The following is a 25601-nucleotide window of genomic DNA, read 5'->3' as shown; positions in this document are numbered from 1 at the left end:
CTGAATCAAAGAATTGATGATGAATTCATAATGAGAAAAATTAAGGTGTTTATTTTTTGCTTTTTGTGATATATTAACAGTGTTCATAGAAATCTCCTTATAAAGTGTGGTAACTATATAATACGATTTCTATGGACTTTTTTTATAAAAAAATTGAGAATAAGGGGCCTGCGGCCGCGCGAATTGGGATAAAGGGGCATGCCCCTTTATCCCAATTCCTTAATTCCAGTTTCATTTTACAATTGAGGATTTTAAATTTCTTTAAAAAAAAGTTAAATTTTCTCTTTACAAACTATCAGCACTTGTATATAATCTTACTTGTCTCTTACGAGAGATATGGCGGTTGTGGTGAAGCGGTTAACACACCGGATTGTGGCTCCGGCATTTCGTGGGTTCGATCCCCATCAGCCGCCCCATTTGAAAATAACTCTGGTTTACCAGAGTTTTTATTTTATTTAAATATAGGAACTGTATTTTCATATAGTTCCTTTTTTAATATAATGTAGCCAGGAGGCGGTTACATGAATATAGAAAGCTTAAAAGCATCAAAGAAAACAGATCAGCTCTTTTTGGTTTGTGTCGATCATTATAATACAAGTCATGCGACATTCTATTATTATAAGAAAGAAGAAAAATGGAGGCTTGTCTTACAAACGCCAGCACTTATTGGACAAAGAGGCATGGGTGAAGGAAAAGAAGGCGCAAGACAAACACCTATAGGTGAATATACTTTTGGGAAACTCATGGGTATTGCGCCAGATCCTGGCACAAAGATGGATTATCATCAGATTACTGAAGATGATTATTGGTGTGGTGAACAGTATTATAATGAGTTTGTGGATGAAAAGACTAGGGACCATTCTCATTGTACAAAAGAGAATGATGAACACTTGATAGATTATACTAAACCTTATGAATATACAGCCTTCTTTAACTATAATAAGGAATGTATTAAAGGAAAGGGAAGTGCTTATTTCTTTCACTGTTTTGGCACTCATGACTATACAATGGGATGCGTTGCCTTACATCATGATATTGTGAAATATCTCTTTACTATTATTGATGAAAAGACGATTATGATCATCGATTCTTATGATAATTTGTATAAATATTAGTTAGTGTCACTATGATAATTTTGTGTTATACTTTCAATAAGTTCAGACTATGAACAAGAAAGGTGTAAAAGAAAATGTTGAAATTCTTGAAAATGGAAGGTATCGGGAATGATTATGTTTACTTTGATGGAATCAATCAGAATGTTCCAACAGATGAAACATTTATCAAGAAGGTATCTAATCGTCATATAGGTATTGGCAGTGATGGTGTCATTATCATCTTACCAAGTGAAACATGTGATTTCAGAATGCGTATGTTCAACCTTGATGGTAGTGAAGGAAAGATGTGTGGAAATGGAATCCGCTGCTTTTCTAAATTTGTGTATGATCAAGGCTTAACTGATAAGACAACATTGAAGATTGAAACACTTGCAGGAATAAGAACTTGTGAATTGAATGTAGAAGATGGAAAGGTAACAAGTGTCTGTGTAGATATGGGGGAACCAATTACTCTATGTTCTGATATTCCAGTGAATTATTCTAAGGTAGAGATGGTGAATGCGCCTATTGAAATAGATGGCAATACATATTATTGTACAGCTGTTTCTATGGGTAATCCGCATGTCATCCAGTATGTAGATACACTTGATTTTGATATCGAAGCAATTGGTCCTAAGTTTGAGCATGCTTCTTTATTCCCTGAATCAGTCAATACAGAATTTGTAAAGGTTGTTGATAGACAACATCTAAAGATGCGTGTATGGGAAAGAGGCAGTGGTGAAACAATGGCTTGTGGTACAGGTGCATGTGCTGTGATGTATGCAAGTTATCTCAACAACAAGTGTGATGAGAAAGTGGATGTAGAATTGTTAGGGGGTCATTTACAGATTGAACTCCGTGATAAGAAGATATTTATGACAGGTCCTGCAAGGACTACTTTTGAAGGTACATTAAAGGAGGAAAATTATGCTTAAAACTGCAGAAGAAATTATCCAGTATATTGGAAATGCGAAAAAACAGACACCAGTCAAGGTATATATCAATGGTCATGATTTACCTAAGGCTGAAGGATTCAAGATGTTTGGTACAGAAGATTCTAAAATCTGTATTGGGGACCTTGACGCAATCCGTACTTATTTAGAAGAAAACAAAGATAAGATCACTGATACTTATATGGAACAGGATCGTCGTAATAGTGCGATTCCTATGATTGATATGACAAATATCAACGCTCGTATTGAACCAGGCTGCTTTATCCGTGAACATGTCACTATTGGAGATAATGCAGTTATCATGATGGGTGCAGTTATCAATATTGGTGCTAAGATTGGTGAAGGTTCTATGATTGATATGGGTGCAGTACTAGGAGGACGTGCTGAAGTTGGTAAACATTGTCACGTTGGTGCAGGTGCAGTGCTTGCAGGTGTTATTGAACCCCCTTCAGCAAACCCAGTTGTCTTAGAAGATGACGTATTAATTGGTGCCAATGCGGTTGTTATTGAAGGTGTAAGAATTGGTAAGGGTGCTGTCGTAGGTGCAGGTTCTATCGTTACTAGGGATGTACCAGCAGGTGCAGTAGTAGTTGGTAACCCAGCTCGTATTGTGAAAGAAGAAAAAGACGACCAGACAAAAGATAAGACTCAGTTAATGGATGATTTAAGAAAGATTTAATCATGGATGATTTAAAGAGATGGCGCAGGGATCTACATCAGATTCCTGAGCTAGGATTAGAAGAGACACAAACAACAGCTTACCTAAAAGCAGAACTGGAAAAGATGGGGTATCAGCCACAGCCATTATTAGAAACAGGACTTTATGTCTTTATTGATCATGGCTATGGTAAATCAGTGGCTTTTAGAACAGATATTGATGGCTTACCTGTCAATGAAGAAACAGGTGTAGATTTTGCCTCTACCCATAAAGGAATCATGCATGCTTGTGGACATGATGGCCATATGACTGCACTTCTAGGCTTTGCGAAGGCTTTAAAAGAGAATAAAGAACCTATTCTTTATGATATTCTTTTAATCTTCCAGCCTGCTGAAGAATCTCCTGGTGGGGCACGCATTGTCTGTGAAAAAGGTTTATTAAAACAGTTTAATGTAGAATCTATTTTTGGTATTCACCTGATGCCTTTATTAGATGAAGGTGTGATTGCTTCTAAACCAGGTGGTTTAATGGCTGAATGTGGTGAATTAGATGTAAAAGTAATAGGAAGAGGGGCTCATGCAGGTTTACCTCATGAAGGTGTAGATTCTTTACTTATTGCTTGTTCTTTAATTAATGAATACCAGCATATTTTGACAAGAATGAAGACACCATTCCATCCAGCTATTATGAATATTGGAGAAATTCATGGTGGTACAGCACGTAATAGTGTGGCCAAGGAAACAGAATTCCATGGCACAGTACGTTGTTATAGTGATGAAATGTTTGCCCATCTCACAGATTCTATAGGACGTATTAATAAAGGCTTTGAAGAAGCCTATGGATGTCGAATTGAGTGGAGCTGTCCACCATTCTATCCAGCTGTCATCAATGATAAAAAGCTATTTAACTATGTCTCATCAATTACTTCATTAAAAGAATTAGATGAGCCACTCATGCTTGCTGAGGATTTCTCTTTCTATCAGAAAGAGGTAAAAGGTCTATTTATCTTTGTCGGTACTAAAACAAAGGAATTCCAAAGTGGACTCCATACAGGTACATTCAATTTTAATGAATCTGTATTACAGTCTGTTGTGGATATGTATATGAAAATCATTTTGAATTATCAGGAGGAACAGTAATGGGGTATTATGAAGAAGGAGAACAGTATTTTCTTCATGCTTATGGTAGATATGATACTGTTTTAGATCATGGAGAAGGTGTATATCTCTATGATACAGAAGGTAATAAATACTTAGATTTCTATAGTGGTATTGGTGTCAATTCACTTGGTTATGGTTATCCTGCTTATATAGAAGCAGTAGAAAAACAGTTAAAGACATTAACTCATGTGTCTAACTATTTCTATACTGTTCCTGCCATTGAAGCAGCTAAGAAAGTAGTAGAAGCAACTCGTCTTTCAAAGGTATTCTTCTGTAACTCAGGTGCAGAAGCAACTGAAGGGGCATTAAAGCTTGCACGTAAATATTACTTCTTAAAACACCATAAGGCTGATAGTGAAGTCATCGCATTCCATCAGTCATTCCATGGACGTACTACAGGTTCTGTTAAGTTAACTGGTAATGCACATTATCAGCAGGCATTTGGTCCATTAATGGAAGGTGTAAAATATGCCACTTTAAATGATTTGGAAAGCGTTAAAGCCTTACTTACTGATCGTACAGGCGCTATTATTGTAGAACCAGTACAGGGTGAAGGTGGTGTCAATCCTTGCACAAAAGAATTCTTACAGGGATTAAGACAAATCTGTGATGAAAAAGATATCTGTCTTATTCTTGATGAAGTACAGTGTGGTATGGGAAGAACAGGAACAATCATGACTTATTTCCAGTATGATATCTTACCTGATATTGTATGTCTTGCGAAAGGTATTGGCTGTGGTGTACCAGTAGGCGCATTTGTAGCTAATGCAAAGTTTGCGAAGGCAATGGAACCAGGAGACCATGGAAGTACTTATGGAGGTAATCCATTAGTGACTGCTGCTGTCTCTACTGTATTTGATATCTTAAAGAAGGATTCAATTGTAGAAAACTGTAAAGAAGTATCTGAATATCTTTTAGAAGAATTAGATAAAGTAGTCAAAGACTATGATTGTGTAGTAGGTCATAGAGGTTTAGGATTAATGCAGGGAATTGTATTAAATGTCCCAGCTAAGAAATATGTCCAGGCATTACTTGATGAAGGTGTTATTGTAGTAACTGCTGGTGAAAAAGTAATTCGTTTATTACCACCTCTAGTGATCACAAAAGGACATGTTGATGAATTTATTACTAAACTTAGAAAAGTTTTAGGATAAAATATTAAGAAATCTCTCACTTATGAAGGAATAAATAAGTGGGAGGTTTTTTTTATATGCGTAAATATCCTATATATCTTCAGGATGATGAAGTATCCTGTGGCGTTTATTGTATCAAGATGATTTTAAAATATTATGATATTGAAGAAGACACACTCAATATTAAAAGAAAAGCACGTATGGATCATACTGGAACGACTATTAAAGGTTTAGTAGAAACATTGAAATCCTATGCGATAGAAGCAAAAGCCTATCATGCTTCTTTAAAAGACATAGAAGAACATATCACCTTACCTTGTATCTTACATACAATAGAAGATGGTATAGGTCATTTTGTAGTACTCTATGAAATCAAGGGAGATACGTATATTATTGGTGATCCAGCCCATGGTATTGTGGTCTATGATCAAGAAGAATTGACATCAATTTATACAGAGAATGTTGTATCTATTACACATATTGGGCGCTATTTTGAATATGAGAATAAGACATTTAAACAGTTCTTAAAAGAAATCAAGAAACTCTATCATAAAGATATTAGAAAACTAGGAAGCTATACATTCTTTATCACATTATTCTCTTATGTGTTATCACTTATCTATGCATCACTCATTGATTATATGAAGGTTAAAACACCCATTGTGGTATTAATGATTGTATCAGGTGCATATTTTATTATCGGCTTAATAAAGATTGGAATAGAAAAGACAAAAGAGAAGAAAAGTATCCTTCTCACACGTGCTTTTGATAAAGAGTTTGTCTATACAAGTATTAGTCAAGTTATGGATCATAAAGGAGATACAGGAACACTCCATCCACAAATCATGGACTTATACCAGTTAAGTGAGTTTTGTATTGCCTATTTTAGTATCTTCTATGTAGATCTTGTTTCTATTGTATTAGAACTACTTGGTTTATTACTTATTTCTACGCAATTATCATTAGTACTTATTATTGTGTTAGTTATTTTAGGAATCTTTGTTTATTTTAAGAGTAAACATTTTATAGAACTCTATAAAGACTATATCGCTGCTCATATTGAATCAGAACATGCACTCATTGATTATTTAGATCAAAGAGAAATAGGAAAGAGATATTATGGAAAACATCAATGGCTTAAAAGATATGAACATTACTATGAGAATGAAGCCAATCATAAACAGGATCAGGAAGAATTCTCATTAACACTCTCTACTGGTATGCATATGATCCAAATACTTGGAGAAGCACTTATATTATTTGTAGGATTGTTCCTCTATCATAATAAGAGTATCAGCATGGGTGAATTGATTCTATTCTATATGGTTTATAATATGATTCTTATTCCCCTTATTCATCTCTGTACTACTTTAGTAGAATATTCTCAAAGTACAGTACTTTATGAGAAATATAAGGAACTTACAACACCATTCGTACAAGGTAAGTTATTGATAGAAGAACCAATTCATACTATTTATATGAATAATGTAAGTTATGCTTATGGCTTCCATGAACCTGTTTTAAATCATCTTGATTTAGAAATTAATCATTCATTCTTTATATTTGGAGATAATGGTTCAGGTAAATCTACATTAGCTTATTTACTAGAAGGTAATGATTCACATTATCGTGGTGAAATACTCGTGAATAATAAGCCTTTAAAAGACATCAATCAGGATTCTTTAAAGAAACATATCATTCTTGTAGAAGAACATGAATCATTTATACCTGGTTCTATCAAAGAAGTATTGAATTGTGAGGATGAAGAACGTATACTTCATGTATTACTTTCCTTAACAGGAGAAAGATTGATTGAACTAGGAGATTCACCTATCACTTCTCAGGGACTTCCTTTATCATTAGGAGAACAACAGATTCTTTCACTTGCCCGTGCATTGTTGTGTGATGGAGATATTTATATTCTTGATGAAGCCCTCAGTCATCTCTCTTTTGAACGTAAAGAAATCATCATTCAAACTTTGTTTGAAACATATCAAGAAAAGTTATTTGTGGTGATTTCACATGATAAAAAAATCATGAACATGGGATATGACTATGTTATAATGGAAAAAGGAAAAATCATCGAGAAAGGGTGATATTAATGAATATAGATTTTGTATTTGATAATGAAGTAGAGAACTTTGAAAATAATTATGAACAGGATTTTACAGCTATTATTGAACAGGCTTTAAAGACTTTAGGTATTGAAGATGATGTAGAAGTATCATGTGTTCTTGTAGATGATGAAAGAATACATGAAATTAATAGAGAATATCGTCATATTGATCGTTCCACTGATGTCATCAGTTTCGCAATGGAAGATAATGATCAATTTTATGTAGAAGGTATGCCTAGAACTTTAGGAGATATTTTTATTTCTGTAGATCATGCTAAGAAACAGGCAGAAGAATATGGTCATTCCTTGAGAAGAGAAATGTGTTTCTTGTTTACACATGGTATTCTACATTTATTAGGATATGATCATATGACAGATGAACAAGAAAAAGAAATGTTTGGCTTACAGGATCAAATCCTAGGTGCTTTAAGCATTGAAAGAGAGGGAGCCTAATGGATTATCAATATCTTGTAGATGAAGCTTTTAAGGCAAGAGAGAATGCATATACCCCTTATTCACATTTTAAAGTAGGCGCATGCTGTGAACTTAATGATGGCAAGCTGATTTATGGTGCCAATATTGAGAATGCAGCTTATGGCTCTACAATGTGTGCTGAGCGTAATGCAGTATTTCAGGCTTATTGCCAAGGCTACCGTAAAGAGGATATTAAAGCACTTGCGATTGTTGGAGATGGACCGACATTGATTTCACCTTGCGGTTCATGTCGACAGGTATTAAGCGAACTCTTGAAATCTGATACACCTATTGTATTAGGGGCAAGAGATCACTATGAAGTGACTAATATCTATGAATTATTACCTAGAAGTTTTAGTGAGGAGGATTTATGAGTTATAAATCAGGTTTCGTAAGTATTGTAGGACGTCCTAATGTAGGAAAATCTACTTTATTAAATCATATTTTAAAGACAAAATTAGTGATTACATCACCTACTGCCCAGACGACAAGAAATACAGTTCAGGGTGTTTATACAGATGATGAAGCACAGATTGTATTTGTAGATACACCAGGTATTCATAAGCCACAGGATGGCTTAGGATCATTTATGAATACAACAGCTTTAAATAGTATTGTAGGAACTGATGTGATTCTATTTATTGAACCTGCCAATGAACGTATTGGTAAGGGAGACCGCTTTATTGTAGAAAGGTTAAAGAAAGCAGAATGTCCTGTCTATCTTGTATTAAATAAAGCAGATCTTCTTTCTAAAGATGAATTAATGGATAAACTGATTGAATGGAATCAGATGATGGACTTTAAGGAAATCATTCCAATTAGTGCACTTAATGGGGATAATGTGGATGAATTAATTAAGACTGTCAAACAGGATTTGCCAGAAGGACCAGCTATTTATCCAGAAGATACAATTACAGATCATCCAGAACAGTTCATTATGGCTGAATTTATTCGTGAAAAAATTCTTTATTTCACTCATGATGAAATTCCACATGATGTGGCGATAGAAATTGAACAGTGGATTGAAGATGAAAATGGAATAGATATCATGGCTGTGATTATTGTGAATAGAAAGAGTCAGAAGGGTATTATCATTGGTAAGCAGGGTACAATGATCAAGAAGATCAAAGACCAGGCAAGACGTGATATGAAACGTTTTGCGGGGGTTCCTGTTAAACTTTCACTCTTTGTAAGAGTAGAAAAAGACTGGCGTAATAAAGCACAGTATTTAAAGGAATTTGGTTATAACCAGGATGACTACTCATAATATTGAGAAAACAGAAGGGGTTGTACTTAAAATAACACCTTCAAAAGAATCTGATGCAATACTTTCTATTTATACACATGACTATGGTAGAATATCAGTCTATGGAAAAGGAATTAGAAAAATCAATTCTAAAAATGCGCGTGGTGTCACACCTTCCTCGTTAAGCTTATTTGAGCTAAATGTACGTAAAGGATTATCATCTCTTATACGTGCTTCAGGAATTAAGTATTATACACATATCCAGGATCATATAGAAACAGATATACTAGCACAATGCTTATTAGAATATTATTATCGCTATGTTCCTGAAAATAAACCTGATCTAGAGACTTATACATTTTTAGTAGATGCTTTAAAAGCTATAGATACAGGATACTCATATAAATTGATTTATGCATTGATTCTTGTCTTTATTATGAAAGATAACGGAATAGAGTTAGAAGTAGACGGATGTGTTCATTGTGGACATACATCAGTCACTTCTTTTTCACTTGTAGATGGTGGTTTTGTATGCCATAAGCATCAAACACCACAGGATGTAGAATTATCTATAGATGCACTGAAGGCAATACGTCATATATATAAGACACCCATAGCCCATATTGATGCATTATCTATAGATGAAGCAGTACTTAAAGAGATATTATTCATATTTGAACATTATATTGATGAATATTGTGGAATATATCTCAATGCGTTACGTTTTGTGAAGGAATGGATATGAGGGGAGGAATGATGTATGAAGCATGAAGAAACTTATACATCAACACTACATACACATGTTCACTTTTTCATTTATGAACCACAGGTGATCATTAGAGTCAAGGCTGTCTTATTTGTACAGCATGATCTTAATGAAAATGCATCTAACTATGATCATTTTGCGAATTTCATGTGTGATAAGGGATATGTAGTCGTAGTGAGTGATATGGTCGGACATGGTCATTCACTTATTGATTTTGAACAAGGTTATTTTGGGAAAACAGATGTCCTTGATTATTTGATGAAGGATATGCATCATCTGCAGAAGGTGATGATGGCACGTTATACAGATACACCTTATTATTATATAGGTACAGGACTAGGTGCACAGATGATTCGTGAATATGCAGCACGCTTTGGAGACTATTTCCAGGGAATGTTGTTGATGGGAGCAGTGTCCGGAGTCAGAGCGTACCGCTATAAGAATCTTTGCCTTAACTTCTTTAAACTGATGAAGGGTGAAAGATATCATCTCAATAAACTGGCATTAAGAAACAGAATGAAGTTATCACATCATTTCAATGGAGATCATCCGTTCTCTTATCTCACAGATAATGAACAACTAGTGAATAGATTTTCTAATGATACATTGACAAACTTCTCTTATACAGTTAAAGGCTATAGTGATATCTACAAAATTTCTAGACATGCTAACAGTGAAGAGACATATCAGAAAACACCAACATACTTATCTACATGGATTGCATCCGGTGCACTTGATCCTCTTACTCGTTTAGGTAAAGATGCCCAGCTCATCTATCGTAACTATAAAACACTAGGTATGGCGGATATCACATTAAAAATCTATGACAACAAACGTCATGCATTACTATTTGGTAAGGATCGTATCAATGTCTATACAGATATTCTTACCTGGCTAAACGCACGTACTTACATCTAACCTTTCTTTCAGAAAGGTTCTTTTTTATACCCTTATAATTGGTTGACAAATATACACTATAAGGGTATAAATAGTGGGACTATAAAGTTCATGGCTTAGGTTATTCCTAAGTCATTTCTTATCTCAAGGAGGAAAATATGGCTACAAAAGATATGGAAAAGCTAATTGCACATGCAAAAGGTGAAGGTTTTGTCTATCAAGGTTCAGAAATCTATGATGGACTCGCAAATACATGGGATTACGGACCAATGGGTGTTCAGTTAAAGAACAACATTAAAAACTTATGGTGGAAGAGATTCGTTCAGGAATGTCCTTACAACGTAGGTATTGATTCTGCAATCTTTATGAATCCAAGAGTTTGGCAGGCAAGTGGACATGTAGGTAACTTCAATGACCCACTTATTGACTGTAAACAGTGTAAATCAAGACATAGAGCGGATAAATTAATTGAAGCTTATGATCCTGAATTACATCCAGATGGATGGACTCCAGAAGAAATGATGACTTTTATTAGAGAACATAACATTGCATGTCCTGAATGTGGTGGACATGATTTCACAGATATCAGACAGTTCGAATTAATGTTTGAAACATCTATGGGTGTTGTAAAGGATGCAAAGAGTAAGATCTATTTAAGACCAGAAACTGCTCAGGGTATCTTTGTAAACTTCAAGAATGTTCAGAGAACATCACGTAAGAAATTACCATTTGGTATTGGACAGATTGGTAAATCATTCCGTAACGAAATCACTCCAGGTAACTTCATTTTCCGTACAAGAGAATTTGAACAGATGGAACTTGAATTCTTTACAAAACCAAATGAAGACTTAGAATGGTTTGAAAAATGGCGTCATGACTGTATGCAGTTCTTATATGATTTAGGTATCAATAAAGAAAACTTAAGATACAGAGACCATGACCAGAAAGAACTTTCTTTCTACTCTAAAGCAACAACAGATATCGAATACTTATACCCATTTGGATGGGGTGAATTATGGGGTATCGCAGATCGTACTGATTACGACTTAGGACGTCATCAGGAATATTCTAAGAAGAACTTAGAATACTTAGATCCAGACACTCATGAAAAGTATCTTCCATACGTTATTGAACCATCAGTAGGTGCAGACCGTTTATTCTTATCAGTTCTTGCAGATGCATTTGAAGAACAGGAACTTGAAAATGGTGATGTAAGAAAAGTTATGCATTTCCATCCTGCATTAGCTCCAGTAAAGGTTGCAGTATTACCACTTACTAAGAAGCAGTCTGATGAAGCAATGGAACTTTATAATGATTTAGTAAAAGATTTCTATTGTGAATATGATCAGGCAGGTCAGATTGGTAAGAGATATAGAAGACAGGATGCTATTGGTACACCATTATGTGTGACTGTAGACTTCGATACAGCTGAAGATCATAGCGTTACTGTAAGAGATCGTGACACTATGGAACAGATCAGATTACCAATTGATCAGTTAAAAGCTTATATTGCAGATAAAACACGTTTTAACTAAGAGGATGATTAGATGGCAAGATTATCACAGGAAAAGATTGATGAAATCAGACAAAGCGTAGATATCGTTGATGTGATGGGCCAATATCTTGAACTTCATAAAAAAGGCAAGAACTATATGGCTATCTGTCCTTTCCATGATGATAATCATCCATCTTTATCTATTTCACAATCAAGACAGATTTATAAATGTTTTGTATGCGGCAACGGAGGGAATGTTTTCACATTTATTCAGGAATATTTAAAGGTTCCTTTCGTAGAAGCCGTTATGAAAGTGGCAGAGTTTGGACATGTAGATATGTCCGGCTATTCACTAGAGAAGCGTGTTGTGAAAGTAGATGAGGCGCTTGCGCCTCTTTATGATATGCACGCTTTTGCCTTGAAGCTTTATATGTATTATCTCTATACACAATCAGGTAAACAGGCACTTGATTATTTACGTCATCGTGGTTTTGATGATGAACTCATTAAGATGTTTGGAATTGGGTATGCGCCAGATAAATCCATCTTACATGAACGTTTCCAGAAGGAAGGCTATACTGAAGTTGCTCAGGTGAAATCAGGATTAGTTTTAGAAAATGACCGTCATTATGATCGTTTCCATGATCGTGTGATGTTTCCTCTCCATGATGAATTTGGAAAGGTTGTAGGTTTTTCTGGAAGAATCTATAAAGCACAGGATAAGAATTCTAAATATATGAACTCACCAGAGTCTGATATATTTATTAAAGGTAAAACACTTTATAATTACCATCGTGCGAAAGAAGCAGTCCGTCAGGCAGGCTTTGTATATATTAATGAAGGGTTCATGGATGTGATTGCGATGCATCGTGCTCATCATGATAACTGTATTGCCTTGATGGGGACAGCTCTTACTAAAGATCATTTAAGAATGTTGAAGCGTATGACACGTACGATTCATTTATGCTTAGATGGTGATATGGCAGGGCAGGCTGCAGCTATGAAATCAAGTGATTTACTTACATCACAGGGCTTTGAAGTCAAGATTGTATTATTACCTGATGGAAGAGATCCAGATGAGATCTTATCAACAGAAGGTATAGAGGGTCTTGATGCTGTTTTAAAGGATACTTTAAGCCCTATTGATTTCATGATGGCCTTTGAATGTTCAAGACTTGATTTACGCAATTATGAAGATCGTAAAACCTTACTTATAAAGGCATGCGAGAAGATTGCAAAGATAGAAGATAGAATTGATCGTGGACACTATATTACGAAACTTTCATCATTGACTGATTTCCCTAAGGAAATCATTGAGGAACAACTTTTAAATAGTTCTGCAATTATTGAACATCATGAACAGTTTTCTCAAAATCGTATTGAAACAATTCAGGACCAGCGTCCTATTCTAGATAAATATACTTTGGCAGAAAAGAATTTATTATTCTATATGTTGAATGACCGTCAGGTCAGTGATATTTATGAAGCAAAAGCAGGCTTTATGCACAATGATACATATCGTGCACTTGCTGCTTATATTAGAGACTATTATCGTACGCATCAAACAATGGATATTGCGAACCTGATTGATAAGATTGGGAGTTCTCATTCAACCCTTGTGAATGCGTTGACAGATATTGCGGAGTGTTCACTTCCACTCACTTATCAAAAAGAAGTGATTGATGATTATATTGCGAGAATTACAGAAAATACCAAGAATATTCGTGAACAGGAATTACAGGAACAGTTTAAGAATGTTCTTGCGCCTAGCGCAAAAGCTGAGATTCTCCAAAAGCTAATTGATTTAAAAAAGGAGTAGCTATGGCAAAAAAGGATAAAGCAGTACAGGGTATTACTCTTGAAGAACTTGAAAAAATGCTGATAAGTGCCGCTAAGGCTAAAGGCAACCGTTTAACTCAGGATGACTTAGATGCTTTCCAGTCTAGATATGATTTAGATGATGAAGCATATGAAAACCTTATTGATGCAATCAATGATAACCATATTGAAATTGAAGATGGTTTAGATGCATTAGAAATAGATGATAATGACTTCATGGCTGGAGGGGCAGATGATCTTGATGACCTTGAAGGCTTAGAAGTAGATACAGATGATGATGCAGGTGATGATGATATCGCTAATCTAGATTTCGGTAATGATCTAGATATGGACTTCGGTGATACAAATAAGATGTATAACCAGTCTGATGACGATGACGATATGAACCAGTTAGGTTCTAACGTTAAAATCAATGACCCTGTTAAGATGTACTTAAAGGAAATTGGTCGTGTAGACTTATTAACTCATGAACAGGAAATTGAACTCGCAAAACGTATTCTTGAAGGTGATGAACAGGCTAAGAAAGAACTTGCAGCTGCAAACTTAAGATTAGTTGTATCTATCGCTAAGAGATATGTAGGTCGTGGTATGTTATTCCTAGACTTAATTCAGGAAGGTAACATGGGTCTTATTAAGGCTGTAGAAAAGTTCGATTATACAAAAGGATTTAAGTTCTCTACATATGCAACATGGTGGATCAGACAGGCTATCACTCGTGCAATTGCCGATCAGGCACGTACTATCCGTATTCCAGTACATATGGTAGAAACTATCAACAAGTTAACTCGTATCCAGAGACAGCTTGTTCAGGAATTAGGTAGAGAACCAACAGCTGAAGAAATCGCAGAAAAGATGGATGGAATGACTCCTGCAAAGGTAAGAGAAATCCAGAAGATTTCTTTAGAACCAGTTTCTTTAGAAACACCTATCGGTGAAGAAGATGATTCTCATTTAGGTGACTTCATTGAAGATGAAGGTGCTATGAGCCCTGATGATTATGCATCTAACGAATTACTAAAAGATGAATTAAATGAAGTATTATTAGAACTTACAGATAGAGAAGAAAAAGTATTAAGACTTAGATTCGGTCTAGATGATGGACGTACAAGAACACTTGAAGAAGTAGGTAAAGAATTCAACGTAACTCGTGAACGTATCAGACAGATTGAAGCAAAAGCTTTAAGAAAATTAAAACATCCTTCTCGCTCTAAACGTCTAAAGGACTTCTTAGATCACTAATGAAGCTTCATTCAAAACGTCTAAGCAAAGTTGCTTGGATGATTGAAGAACATAAACAAGGAACTATCCTGGCAGATATCGGCACTGATCATGCCTATCTGCCTTGTTTTTTACTTGATGAAAACATCATCACATCAGCTTATGCATGTGATGTAGCGGAAGGACCTCTCTCTAGTTCTAAAGAAACAATTCAGTCTTTACATCTTGAAGATCAAGTCATCCCACTACTTGGTAATGGATTAGACCCTATCATCGATAAGAAAGTAGATATGATCTCTGTTTGTGGTATGGGTGGCTTATTGATGAGTGAAATATTAGATGCTCATCTTGACTATGTAGAAGATAAAATACTCTTCCTACAGGCCAATACAGCCATTGATTTATTAAGAGAATACTTAATGAATCATAACCTACAGATTATTGATGAAGCATTAGTCAAAGATGCTCATCATATTTATGAAATCATGGTTGTGAAAAAAGGCCATCAGGAATTAGATGAAAAAGATATTCTCTTTGGACCAGTCCTTAGAAAACAGAAGAATCCTCTCTTTATTGAGAAGTGGGAAAGAGAACTAAAGATTCAAAGACGTATATTGGATTCATTAAATATTGAACATGAAAAATATGCAAAGGTATTACATTCTATTGCCTTAATTGAAGAAGTACTCTAGGTACTTCTTTTTTGTGTTATAATGATTGAAATGGAAGGTGATATTTATGAAAGCAGAACAGATTATTAAAATCATGGAATCTCATTATCCCTTAAGTTGTCAAGAGGACTGGGATCATTGTGGATTACAGGCAGGTAATATTTATACAGAAGTGAATAAAATAATGATTGGTTTAGATGCAGACTTACAAACATTGCAGGAAGCCATTGATGCAGGATGTCAGATGTTGATTACCCATCATCCATTCTTATTCAATACATTGACTTTAGATACAAAAACACCTGTAGGACGTTTTATTGAAAAAGCGATTAAACATAATATTGTTGTCTATAGTGCGCATACATCTTTAGATAAGATTTCTATGAATAGATGGTTAATGGAAGCATTAGGATGTTTAAATATTGAAGACGCCGATGAATCTAATATTACTAAGAAGGGTGTACTCCCAGATACAATGGGTATGTATGAATTCTTAGACTATGTAAAGAAAGCTTTTAATATTCCATCAGTCAATTATGCAGGTAAAGTGAAAGAAGTCTCTACAGTAGGAATCTGTGGTGGTTCTGGAGGAGATTTAATAGATGAAGTCGCTCCACAGGTAGATGCTTATGTCACAGGTGATTTGAAATATCATAGTGGTTTAAAAGCATCAGATTATAATATTCTTTTAGTAGATGTAGGACATCATGTAGAAGTCATTATGGTACATAAATTAAAAGAATTATTAGAAAAAGAAATAGATTGTGAAATCGTAGAAGCCACTTCTCCAGGTTATTTCAAGGGGTATTAGGATGATTCTGACTACAATAGCGTATTTAAAGAAAGATGGGAAAACATTACTTCTTCATCGTATAAAAAAGAAGAAAGATATCAATGAAGGTAAATGGATTGGTGTAGGTGGTAAATTAGAACCAGGGGAATCACCCGATGAATGTGTAAAAAGAGAAATACTAGAAGAAACAGGTTATACAGTACATTCTATTCAATGTCATGGTTATGTTACATTCCCGGGTCTTTATTATGGTGAAGATGAAGGTATGTTTGTTTATTCTTGTCATGACTTTGAAGGGACATTAAAAGAATGTGATGAAGGTGTTCTGGAATGGGTGGATGATGATTTAATTCCTGATTATCCACAATGGGAAGCTGATTATCATTTCTTAAACTGGATGGAAGATGATCATTATCACCATGCTAAGGTTGTTTATAAGAATGATGAACTTATAGAATATAAAGAAGAAATATATTAAAAAGGAGCGCGGATTAGATTAATCCGTGCTCCTTCATATTTTTATAAATACCATCATTCGCAATATCATCACATACTTCATCAGCAATAGCCTTTAAACCTTCTTTCGCATTACCGACTGCAACACCATGAGCTACAAATGTCAACATCTCTGAATCATTCATGCCATCACCATAAGCATATGTATCCTTTTGATCAATACCTAAATGGTTAATAAGTGCTTCAATGGCAGTATGCTTATTCACACCTGCTACAGATAATTCACCTGATGCATCACCAAATGCAGGAACAGTACATTCAATCACTTGGAATGCATCACTAAACTGCTTTCTAATCTCATCAAATGGAATAGATTCATGTTCTAAGAAACAAATCTTATTCACATCGTTTCTATACATATTCTCATTTTCAATCAGCGCAGTTATAAAATGACTTGGTTCCTCTTCCTTTTTTCTTCTTGCTTCAGGATCATTTTCTAGATCACCATAGATGATGCTTTCTAGTCTTTTAATGAGGTTCTTAGAGGCAAATAAACCACCATTAGATTCTAAATAATAGTCATAATGGTTTGTTTCAAAGAAGTCTACAACACGATGAACATCTTCATCACTGACCTTCTTATGATACAACATTTCATCACCCATCTGTACAAATCCGCCGCCAGCACCAATGATGCCATCAAATCCTACATCTAGAATATAGGGATAGATTTCTGCAAGAGAACGTCCTGTACAAAGGTAACATAAATTTCCTTTTTTACGCGTCTCGTGCACTGCCTGAATAGTTGATTCAGGAATACATTCCTTTACAGGTCTCACATCTACTAAGGTTCCATCTACATCAAAAAATATAATCTTCTTACTCATACATTCTCCTATAACATCTTTTCATAAGGTATTTCAGGTTTAATAAAACTATCTGGATTGTTTTCATCATACTGTTTCAAGAAATCAATAATCTGATTAGTCAATACAGTAGGTGTAGAAGCTCCAGAACTTACTCCTACATGTTTCTTTCCTTTAAGCCATGATAAATCTAACTCTTCAAGACTTCCAATCATCTTGGTATCTTTATGTGCTTTATCAGTGCTGATAGAAGCCAGCTTCTTTGTGTTATTAGAATGAGGATCACCTACAATAATGACTAGATCAATATCATCATCCATTTTCGCAATAGCTTCCTGTCTAATTTGTGTTGCGGAACATGTTTCCTTCATGATTTCTACATCATCTAAGACATCTTTCGCATACTCACATAAATCGTAGACATCATAAAGGGACATGGTTGTCTGGTTTGTCATCACATAATGTTTATCTTTATCGAGTGTCTCTAAATCCTTCTTAGATGTAATTAAATGAATATGTTCAGGATCAATCAATAATGCACCCTCAGCTTCAGGATGATTCTTTTTACCTATATATAAAACATCCTTACCATGCTTCAATTGTTCCTTAATAAGCGTATGTGTCTTAATAACATCTAAACATGTCGCATCCACTACATTGAGTCCTTTACTCTTTGCCTTTTCTATAACACAATCTCCTGCACCATGTGCTGTAATAATGACTGTACCTTCATTAATTTCATCAAGAAGTTCCATTCTAGTCTTACTTGCATCCTCAATTGTGATGGCACCACGCTTCTTTAATGCATCTACAATAAATTGATTATGGACAATCATACCAAGTACTGTAATAGGACCTGGCTGTTCTATTGTCTCTTTTACTATATTAATAGCACGTATAACACCCTTACAATATCCTCTAGGGACAATTCCTGTAACCTTCATATTCTTCACCTCAAAAACAATTCTAACATAAGTGAGATTAGATTTGTTTTTTTTTCAAATCATGGTATGATAATAGACGCTAAAGGAGGCGAATTATAATGGATTTATTTGACAAATTTCAATTTAATGATTATGTAAAAAAGACTTTAAACAACATACATTTCACATCACCAACACCTATCCAGGATAAGGTGATTCCCCTTGTTTATAAGAATAAAGATATTATTGGTATCTCACAGACAGGTACTGGTAAAACTCATTCATTCTTAATTCCTATTATTGATCGTATTGATACAAATGCAGATTATGTACAGGCAGTTATTACAACTCCTACAAGAGAACTTGCACATCAGATCTATGAAAACGCAAAGGAATTCAAGAAAGAAAACCCTGATTTAAGAATCTCACTAGTAATTGGTGGTTCTGATAAACAGAAGGCTATTAATAAGCTTTCTACACAGCCACATATCGTTATTGGTACACCAGGACGTATTAAAGATTTATCTTTAAATGAACAGGCTTTGATTATCACTACAGCAACTACATTTGTAGTGGATGAAGCAGATATGACTTTAGAATATGGTTATCTTGAAGATTTAGATGCAGTCTTATCTAAGATGAGAGAAGATTTAAAGATGCTTGTATTCTCAGCAACTATTCCTGAACATTTATGGCCATTCTTAAGAAAATATATGAATGCGCCAGAATTAGTACAGATTGATGCCCATAAGAAAACAACAGACAATACAAAACACTACTTAATTCATACAAAGCATCATGATCGTTATATAGTATTAAAGAATATCATGGATATCATTGATCCATATATCTGCTTAATCTTCTGTAATAAGAGAACAGAGGCCACTAAGCTATCTGATCAGTTAAGAAGTGATGGTTATCGTGTCGGTGAAATTCATGGTGACTTAGAACCACGTGAACGTAAACAGATGATGAGACGTATCAACAATAATGAATATCAGTACATTGTAGCTACAGATATTGCAGCTAGAGGTATTGATATTGATGGTGTATCTCATGTTATTAATATGGAATTCCCAACAGAAAGAGACTTCTATATTCATAGATCTGGTAGATGTGGTCGTGGTAAGTATAAGGGTGAATGTTATTCTATGTATGATTCATCTAATCAGCAGATGGTTGAATCACTTGAAAAGAAGGGTATTCACTTTGAAGTAAAAGAAATCCGTAACGGTGTATTAACGGATGCCAAGGCACGTAATAAGCGTAAGAATAGAAATGCGCCACAGTCTGAATTAGAAAAAGAAATTCAGCGCATTATTAAGAGACCTAAGAAGGTTAAACCTGGTTATAAGAAGAAGAGAAAAAGAGAAATTCAGGCTATTTACCAGAAAAAGAAAAGAGATATTATTCGTAAAGATATCCAGAAACAGAAAAAAGAACGTGCGAAACAGGCACAGAGAGAAAAACGTGAAAGGGAGAATATGCAGTGATTATAGGTTCACATGTCTCAATGGGTGGTAAGGAAATGCTTCTAGGAAGTGTAAAAGAAGCATTAAGTTATAACGCCAATACATTCATGTTTTATACAGGTGCGCCTCAAAATACGAGACGTAAACCTGTTTCTGAATTACGTGTAGAAGAAGCTAAAGAATTAATGAAAGAAAATGGATTAGACATGGACAAGGTTGTTGTTCATGCCCCTTATATCATTAATTTAGGAAATACAATCAAGCCTGAAACAAGAGAACTTGCTGTATCATTCTTACGTCAAGAAATTGAAAGATGTGATGAAATTGGTGCTACAAGACTTGTTCTTCATCCAGGTGCTCATGTTAAAGCAGGGGACGAAGCAGGATTAGATGCGATTGTATCTGGTTTAAATGAAGCAATGAAACCAGATCAGAAGGTACATATTGCCTTAGAAACAATGGCTGGTAAAGGCACTGAACTAGGTAGAACATTTGATCAGTTAGCTTATATTATTGATCATTGTGATTATCCTGAATTATTAGGTTTATGTTTAGATACTTGTCATTTAAATGATGCAGGTTATGATATTTCTGATTTTGATGCCATTCTTGATGAAGTCGATGAAAAGATTGGTTTAGATAAGGTATTAGTTGTTCATGTCAATGACTCTAAGAATCCACAAGGTTCTCATAAAGATAGACATGAGAATATTGGCTTTGGGACAATCGGTTTTGATACATTAGACTCTATTGTATCTAATGAACGCTTAAAAGATGTTCCTAAGATTCTAGAAACACCTTATATTGAAAAGAATGCACCTTATAAAGAAGAGATTGAAATGTTGAAAAAACATGAATTCAACCCAGGTTTAAAAGAAATGTTTGAATAAGCAGCTATGGCTGCTTATTTTTTATGTTCACTATTAGGGGAAAATCAATACATGATTTGGTCGAAAAGTGCGTAAATAGCCTATTTTTTTAGTTTTCGATTGAAATAATTTGGACGTAAAACTTTTCGATTGAATTTACGGTTGTTTTTGATGTGTATTGTTGAATAATTCAGCTATATTATTACCCTGTCATGTAACAAGCGAGTTATTAATTTTGATAAAAATCCAACAAAGAGGGTGTTTTAAAATTTACGATTGAAAATATCGCGGACGAAAAAGTTTTCGATTGAATCTTCGATTGTTTTTACGCGTATTTTTGCTTGAATAAGCTCTATGTATGTATCTAATGAGTGTTTGATATTGTAAAAAATACTGTTATATGCTTTGTAATTTTTGTTATGTTTTAAAGCATGAACGAAAATTGAATCGATTGAAATTACGTTCATTTTTAATTTTATTTATGAGAAATGGAATGTATTCTGAAATTGATATTCGTATAATTAAGTGTATTATTCGCTCGAAAATCATACAAAAAGGGTGTTTTTTCTGATTTACGATTGAAATAATTTGGACGAAAAAGTTTTCGATTGAATTTACGCTCATTTTTAATTATACTTAAAGTAGTAGAATAGGAAAGGAGATAATAATATGCGTGAAACAAGAAATCTAGAGTTTAAAGAAACAATCACAAGTACTTTCTTGAAAACAGTCAGTGCTTTTTCTAACTATGATGGTGGAACAATCTTGTTTGGAATTGACGATGATGGCAATATTAAAGGGGTGTCAGATATAATCAAGGCGTGTTTAGATATTGAAAACAAAATTAATGATACTATTTCTCCACAACCAGATTATGTACTTGAACCAAATGAAGTAAACAAGACTATAAAACTTATTGTGAAAAGTGGATTACAGAAACCATACTTATATAAATCAAAAGCATATAAGCGTAATGATTCTGCGACTATAGAAGTAGATACATTAGAGTTTTCAAGGCTTGTATTAGAAGGTAAAAATATTAGCTTTGAGGAATTACCATGTAAAGACCAAAATCTTACTTTTCATTTTCTTGAAGAACAATTAGAAAAATCTATTCAAATCAATTCGTTTACTTTAGACACATTAAAAACTCTTAATCTCTATGATAATAATAATGGTTATAATAATGCAGCTGGTTTACTGGCAGATAATAATGATTTCCCTGGAGTTGATATTATAAAATTTGGAGAAAATATCAGTGTTATTCAGAAAAGAATTACATTTGATCATATGTCTATTCTAGAAGTCTATAAGAAAACCCTTGAGGTATTTAGAGATTATTATAGATATGAAGTGATAGAAGGACCTGAAAGAAAGAATGTAGAAAAGATACCAGAAGCAGCTTTTAGAGAAGCTATTGCGAATGCTCTTATTCACAGGGTGTGGGATGTGAATTCTCATATTAGAATATCTATGTTTGATAATCATATCGATATAGTGTCTCCAGGTGGATTGCCTTCGGGGATTTCTGAAGAAGAGTATTTGAATGGTAAAATATCTGTTTTAAGAAACAGAAATCTTGCGAATGTATTCTATCGATTAGGCTTTGTAGAAATATTTGGAACAGGTATTACACGAATCAAACAATTATATGAAAGTAGTTTTGTGAAACCTCGTTTTGAAGTATCAGAAAATGCTATAAAGATTGAATTGCCTGTTTTTGAAGATATTTCTGATTTAACAGATGATGAGCATCTTATTTTAAAAGCATTAAGTAAAACAGTCCTAAAATCTATTAGTGAAATAGTACCAAGTACACCTTTTGGTAAATCAAAAGTATCTTCTCTATTAAAAATATTAGAGAAAAAGGGAGTTATACTGATTCAAGGAAAAGGTAGATCTACAAAATATATAATAAAATAGAAAATCTAACGTAAAAAAAGCGAGTTTATGAATTACTCGCTTTTTTCTTTAACCATCTTTAAGATTTCATCTTTCAGTGTCTGAACCATATCTTCCTGTTTAACACGTTTTACAATCTCTCCATGCTTAATAAGAAGACCTTCACCAACACCACCTGCAATACCAATATCTGCATGACGTGCTTCACCTGGACCATTTACTGCACAACCCATAATTGCGACTGTAATATCGAGATGAATATCTTTTAAGAAATCTTCCATCTCTTTAGCAATAGGAATCAAATCATACTGAATACGACCGCAAGTAGGACATGATACAAGAGTAGGGACACCCTTTAATAAACCTAATTCCTTTAATAGAATCTTAGCAACTTTAATTTCTTCTACAGGATCATCACTTAAAGACACTCTAATAGTATTTCCAATACCTTCATATAATAATGTACCAATACCTAAAGAAGACTTAATAGTGCCTCCTAAAGCAGTCCCTGCTTCAGTAACACCTACATGTAAAGGGTAAGGGAATGTTTTAGATGCTAATTCATATGCTTTAATAGTCAACATTGTATTAGAAGACTTTAATGAAATAACGATATCATGGAAATCCAAATCTTCTAGAATCTTTACATGTTTCATTGCAGATTCAACCATACCTTCAGGTGTAGGTTCTCCATATTTTTCTAGAATCTCTTTTTCTAAAGAACCACCATTAACCCCAATTCTAATAGGGATATGTTTTTCTTTACATGCATCTACAACTGCTTTTACCTTTTCAGTAGAACCAATATTACCAGGATTAATACGTACCTTATCAATACCAGATTCTATGGCGATAAGAGCGAGCTTATAATCAAAATGAATATCAGCCACTAAAGGAATATGAATCCCTTTCTTGATCTCTTTAATTGCATAAGCATCCTCTTTATCAAATACAGCTACTCTTACAAGTTCGCAGCCGGCCTGTTCTAACGCATTAATCTGTTTAATAGTTGCTTCTACATTCTTAGTCTTTGTATTACACATAGACTGAATCACTACATGATTATTACCACCGATAGTTAAATTGCCTACCTGTACACTTCTTGTTTCTTCTCTTAACATATTTCTATACCTCGTACTTATATTTTAAGAAACTTGCACCCTAAATGCAAGGCATAAGAAAACATCCAGCAAAATGCTGGATGTTTATGTTTCATATAGAAAATTCTATCAATTATCCGATTGAGTTAATTTTCTTCTGAAGTCTTGCTTTCTGTCTGCTAGCATAGTTCTTGTGATGGATATGCTTAGTTACAGATGCATCTAACTGTCTTGTGCAATCGCTAAATTCCTTAGCAGCAACTTCTTTGTCACCAGCTTCTACAGCGTTTAATACTTTCTTGATTGAAGTCTTTAAAGCGCTCTTTACTGCGTTGTTTGCTAATCTTTTTTCATTATCGTTTTTATAACGTTTAATCTGCTGTTTCATGTTTGCCATAATAATCTCACCTCGTTCTATAGTTTGCTGAACTATAATACCAAAAATGCTAGATGATTGCAATAGTTTTTTTGGTTTTTCCTGTGTGGTAGCACTTATAAAATGAGTATGTTATAATAAAAAAGACAATACAGGAGGAATTTTATGAGTAAAAAAATAGTTTTTATGGGAACTGCATCTTTTTCATTAAAAGTACTGCAGATGTTACTAGAAAATAAATATGATGTTGTGGGTGTTGTCACTCAGCCAGACCGTTATGTAGGAAGAAAGAAAGTACTCACTATGAGTGATGTGAAACAGGAAGCATTAAAACATGATATTCCTGTATTACAGCCAGAACGTATTAGAAATGATTATCAGGCTGTTTTAGATTTAAATCCTGATTTAATTATTACTGCAGCTTATGGACAGATTGTCCCAACTGCTGTATTAGAAGCACCACGTTTAGGTTGTGTGAATGTACATGCGTCTTTATTACCACTTTATCGTGGTGGAGCACCAGTGCATCGCGCTATTATTGATGGTCGCAAAGAAACAGGTGTGACTATTATGTATATGGCAGAAAAGATGGATGCAGGTGATATTATCTCTCAAAAATCCACACCAATTACAGATGATGATAACTTAGAAATTGTTTATGATCGTTTAACTGATATTGGTGCTGAATTATTAAAGGATACATTACCATCTATCTTTGATGAAACAAATGATAGAATTCCACAGAATCCTGATGAAGTTGTTTATGCACCTATTATTAAGAGAGAAGATGAGAGACTTGATTGGAATAAGACAGCAAGAGAAATCTTTAATCATGTAAGAGGCTTATATCCTCATCCAGGTACATTTACAACTTATAATGGACAGGTTGTAAAAATCTATAAGGGTGAAATTCATAACTGCCCTAATGCCAAGGAACATCATAAAGATGAAAAGAATGGTACTATCGTTAAGATCTTTAAGGATGCAATCGGTGTAAAGGTAGAAGATGGTGTATTTATTATTACAGAGATACAGCTTTCTGGTAAGAAACGTATGTCTGTAAAGGATTATTTAAATGGTAAGAATATATTCGAGGTAGGAACTCAGTTTGAGTAGGTGACATT

General features: G+C 34.3%; 25 protein-coding genes and 1 tRNA gene. 22 read left to right on the top strand and 4 right to left on the bottom strand.

All coding sequences use genetic code 11. The features are described 5' to 3' along the window. Positions 1-339 precede the first annotated feature (339 nt). The 18 genes from EAI80_RS04565 (at position 340) to EAI80_RS04480 (ending at position 16991) form a co-directional block, all read left to right on the top strand. Positions 340-416, top strand: a tRNA-His gene (locus tag EAI80_RS04565). Positions 417-521: 105 nt separating this feature from the next. Next, positions 522-1115, top strand: coding sequence for a L,D-transpeptidase family protein (locus EAI80_RS04560; RefSeq protein WP_129981100.1), 594 nt, complete (start codon positions 522-524; stop codon positions 1113-1115). Between the two features lie 74 nt (positions 1116-1189). After that, the gene (dapF, locus tag EAI80_RS04555; RefSeq protein ID WP_129981099.1) at positions 1190-2029 is read left to right on the top strand and encodes a diaminopimelate epimerase; all 840 of its coding nucleotides are present in this window, start codon (positions 1190-1192) and stop codon (positions 2027-2029) included. Beyond that, positions 2022-2726, top strand: a complete 705-nt coding sequence (dapD, locus tag EAI80_RS04550; RefSeq protein WP_129981098.1) for a 2,3,4,5-tetrahydropyridine-2,6-dicarboxylate N-acetyltransferase — start codon at positions 2022-2024, stop codon at positions 2724-2726. Before dapF ends, dapD begins: the two co-directional genes overlap by 8 nt. A gap of 2 nt (positions 2727-2728) precedes the next feature. Beyond that, positions 2729-3844, top strand: a complete 1116-nt coding sequence (locus tag EAI80_RS04545; protein ID WP_129981097.1) for a M20 family metallopeptidase — start codon at positions 2729-2731, stop codon at positions 3842-3844. Beyond that, entirely contained in the window at positions 3844-5019 is a 1176-nt protein-coding gene (locus EAI80_RS04540; protein WP_129981096.1) for an aspartate aminotransferase family protein, read from the top strand. Before EAI80_RS04545 ends, EAI80_RS04540 begins: the two co-directional genes overlap by 1 nt. A gap of 56 nt (positions 5020-5075) precedes the next feature. Further along, on the top strand, positions 5076-7094 hold the full coding sequence (locus tag EAI80_RS04535; RefSeq protein ID WP_129981095.1) for a cysteine peptidase family C39 domain-containing protein: 2019 nt from the start codon (positions 5076-5078) through the stop codon (positions 7092-7094). A gap of 5 nt (positions 7095-7099) precedes the next feature. Further along, on the top strand, positions 7100-7567 hold the full coding sequence (ybeY, locus tag EAI80_RS04530) for an rRNA maturation RNase YbeY (protein ID WP_117459719.1): 468 nt from the start codon (positions 7100-7102) through the stop codon (positions 7565-7567). Continuing rightward, positions 7567-7962, top strand: coding sequence for a cytidine deaminase (gene cdd, locus EAI80_RS04525; RefSeq protein WP_129981094.1), 396 nt, complete (start codon positions 7567-7569; stop codon positions 7960-7962). The genes ybeY and cdd overlap by 1 nt, the downstream gene beginning before the upstream one ends. Continuing rightward, complete coding sequence (era, locus tag EAI80_RS04520; RefSeq protein ID WP_129981093.1) at positions 7959-8855, top strand: GTPase Era; 897 nt, start codon at positions 7959-7961, stop codon at positions 8853-8855. The genes cdd and era overlap by 4 nt, the downstream gene beginning before the upstream one ends. Then, the gene (recO, locus tag EAI80_RS04515; RefSeq protein WP_129981092.1) at positions 8842-9579 is read left to right on the top strand and encodes a DNA repair protein RecO; all 738 of its coding nucleotides are present in this window, start codon (positions 8842-8844) and stop codon (positions 9577-9579) included. Before era ends, recO begins: the two co-directional genes overlap by 14 nt. Positions 9580-9594: 15 nt before the next feature. After that, positions 9595-10518, top strand: coding sequence for an alpha/beta hydrolase (locus EAI80_RS04510; protein ID WP_129981091.1), 924 nt, complete (start codon positions 9595-9597; stop codon positions 10516-10518). A 137-nt stretch (positions 10519-10655) separates the two neighbouring features. Continuing rightward, entirely contained in the window at positions 10656-12032 is a 1377-nt protein-coding gene (locus EAI80_RS04505; RefSeq protein WP_129981090.1) for a glycine--tRNA ligase, read from the top strand. 12 nt (positions 12033-12044) lie between these two features. After that, on the top strand, positions 12045-13811 hold the full coding sequence (dnaG, locus tag EAI80_RS04500) for a DNA primase (RefSeq protein ID WP_129981089.1): 1767 nt from the start codon (positions 12045-12047) through the stop codon (positions 13809-13811). 2 nt (positions 13812-13813) lie between these two features. After that, positions 13814-15070, top strand: a complete 1257-nt coding sequence (gene rpoD / locus EAI80_RS04495) for an RNA polymerase sigma factor RpoD (protein ID WP_129981088.1) — start codon at positions 13814-13816, stop codon at positions 15068-15070. Beyond that, the gene (locus EAI80_RS04490; RefSeq protein ID WP_129981087.1) at positions 15070-15741 is read left to right on the top strand and encodes a class I SAM-dependent methyltransferase; all 672 of its coding nucleotides are present in this window, start codon (positions 15070-15072) and stop codon (positions 15739-15741) included. The genes rpoD and EAI80_RS04490 overlap by 1 nt, the downstream gene beginning before the upstream one ends. A gap of 46 nt (positions 15742-15787) precedes the next feature. Continuing rightward, positions 15788-16531 carry a Nif3-like dinuclear metal center hexameric protein gene (locus tag EAI80_RS04485; RefSeq protein WP_129981086.1) on the top strand — a complete coding sequence of 248 codons (744 nt, stop codon included), beginning with the start codon at positions 15788-15790 and terminating at the stop codon, positions 16529-16531. A gap of 1 nt (position 16532) precedes the next feature. Beyond that, positions 16533-16991, top strand: a complete 459-nt coding sequence (locus EAI80_RS04480; protein WP_129981085.1) for an 8-oxo-dGTP diphosphatase — start codon at positions 16533-16535, stop codon at positions 16989-16991. A gap of 13 nt (positions 16992-17004) precedes the next feature. Here EAI80_RS04480 and EAI80_RS04475 read toward each other — a convergent pair whose 3' ends face one another. Beyond that, complete coding sequence (locus tag EAI80_RS04475; RefSeq protein WP_129981084.1) at positions 17005-17856, bottom strand: Cof-type HAD-IIB family hydrolase; 852 nt, start codon at positions 17854-17856, stop codon at positions 17005-17007. Positions 17857-17864: 8 nt separating this feature from the next. Beyond that, on the bottom strand, positions 17865-18779 hold the full coding sequence (locus EAI80_RS04470; RefSeq protein WP_129981083.1) for a 4-hydroxy-3-methylbut-2-enyl diphosphate reductase: 915 nt from the start codon (positions 18777-18779) through the stop codon (positions 17865-17867). 98 nt (positions 18780-18877) lie between these two features. Between EAI80_RS04470 and EAI80_RS04465 the strand changes: the two genes are divergently transcribed. The 3 genes from EAI80_RS04465 to EAI80_RS04455 all read left to right on the top strand — a co-directional run bounded on the left by EAI80_RS04465 (position 18878) and on the right by EAI80_RS04455 (position 23022). Further along, positions 18878-20251 (top strand): DEAD/DEAH box helicase, encoded by a 1374-nt coding sequence (locus EAI80_RS04465; RefSeq protein WP_129981082.1) that lies wholly within the window; start codon positions 18878-18880, stop codon positions 20249-20251. After that, the gene (locus tag EAI80_RS04460) at positions 20248-21120 is read left to right on the top strand and encodes a deoxyribonuclease IV (protein ID WP_129981081.1); all 873 of its coding nucleotides are present in this window, start codon (positions 20248-20250) and stop codon (positions 21118-21120) included. The genes EAI80_RS04465 and EAI80_RS04460 overlap by 4 nt, the downstream gene beginning before the upstream one ends. A 648-nt stretch (positions 21121-21768) precedes the next feature. Beyond that, complete coding sequence (locus EAI80_RS04455; RefSeq protein WP_129981080.1) at positions 21769-23022, top strand: RNA-binding domain-containing protein; 1254 nt, start codon at positions 21769-21771, stop codon at positions 23020-23022. A gap of 32 nt (positions 23023-23054) precedes the next feature. On the opposite strand, the gene ispG is transcribed toward EAI80_RS04455, so the two are convergent. Together ispG and rpsT are read right to left on the bottom strand one after the other, a co-directional pair. Continuing rightward, positions 23055-24122 (bottom strand): flavodoxin-dependent (E)-4-hydroxy-3-methylbut-2-enyl-diphosphate synthase, encoded by a 1068-nt coding sequence (gene ispG / locus EAI80_RS04450; RefSeq protein WP_129981079.1) that lies wholly within the window; start codon positions 24120-24122, stop codon positions 23055-23057. 112 nt (positions 24123-24234) lie between these two features. After that, complete coding sequence (gene rpsT, locus EAI80_RS04445; protein WP_055234210.1) at positions 24235-24498, bottom strand: 30S ribosomal protein S20; 264 nt, start codon at positions 24496-24498, stop codon at positions 24235-24237. Positions 24499-24642: 144 nt separating this feature from the next. Here rpsT and fmt point away from each other — a divergent pair, with 144 nt between their 5' ends. Next, a complete protein-coding gene (gene fmt, locus EAI80_RS04440; protein ID WP_129981078.1) occupies positions 24643-25593 on the top strand; it encodes a methionyl-tRNA formyltransferase in 951 nt (316 codons plus the stop codon). Positions 25594-25601: the final 8 nt, after the last annotated feature.

It is taken from the genome of Catenibacterium sp. co_0103, assembly GCF_004168205.1.
GTDB lineage: Bacteria > Bacillota_I > Bacilli_A > Erysipelotrichales > Coprobacillaceae > Catenibacterium > Catenibacterium mitsuoka_A.
The sequence above is the reverse complement of the archived record's forward strand: the minus strand, read 5'-3'. Positions and strand labels throughout refer to the sequence as shown.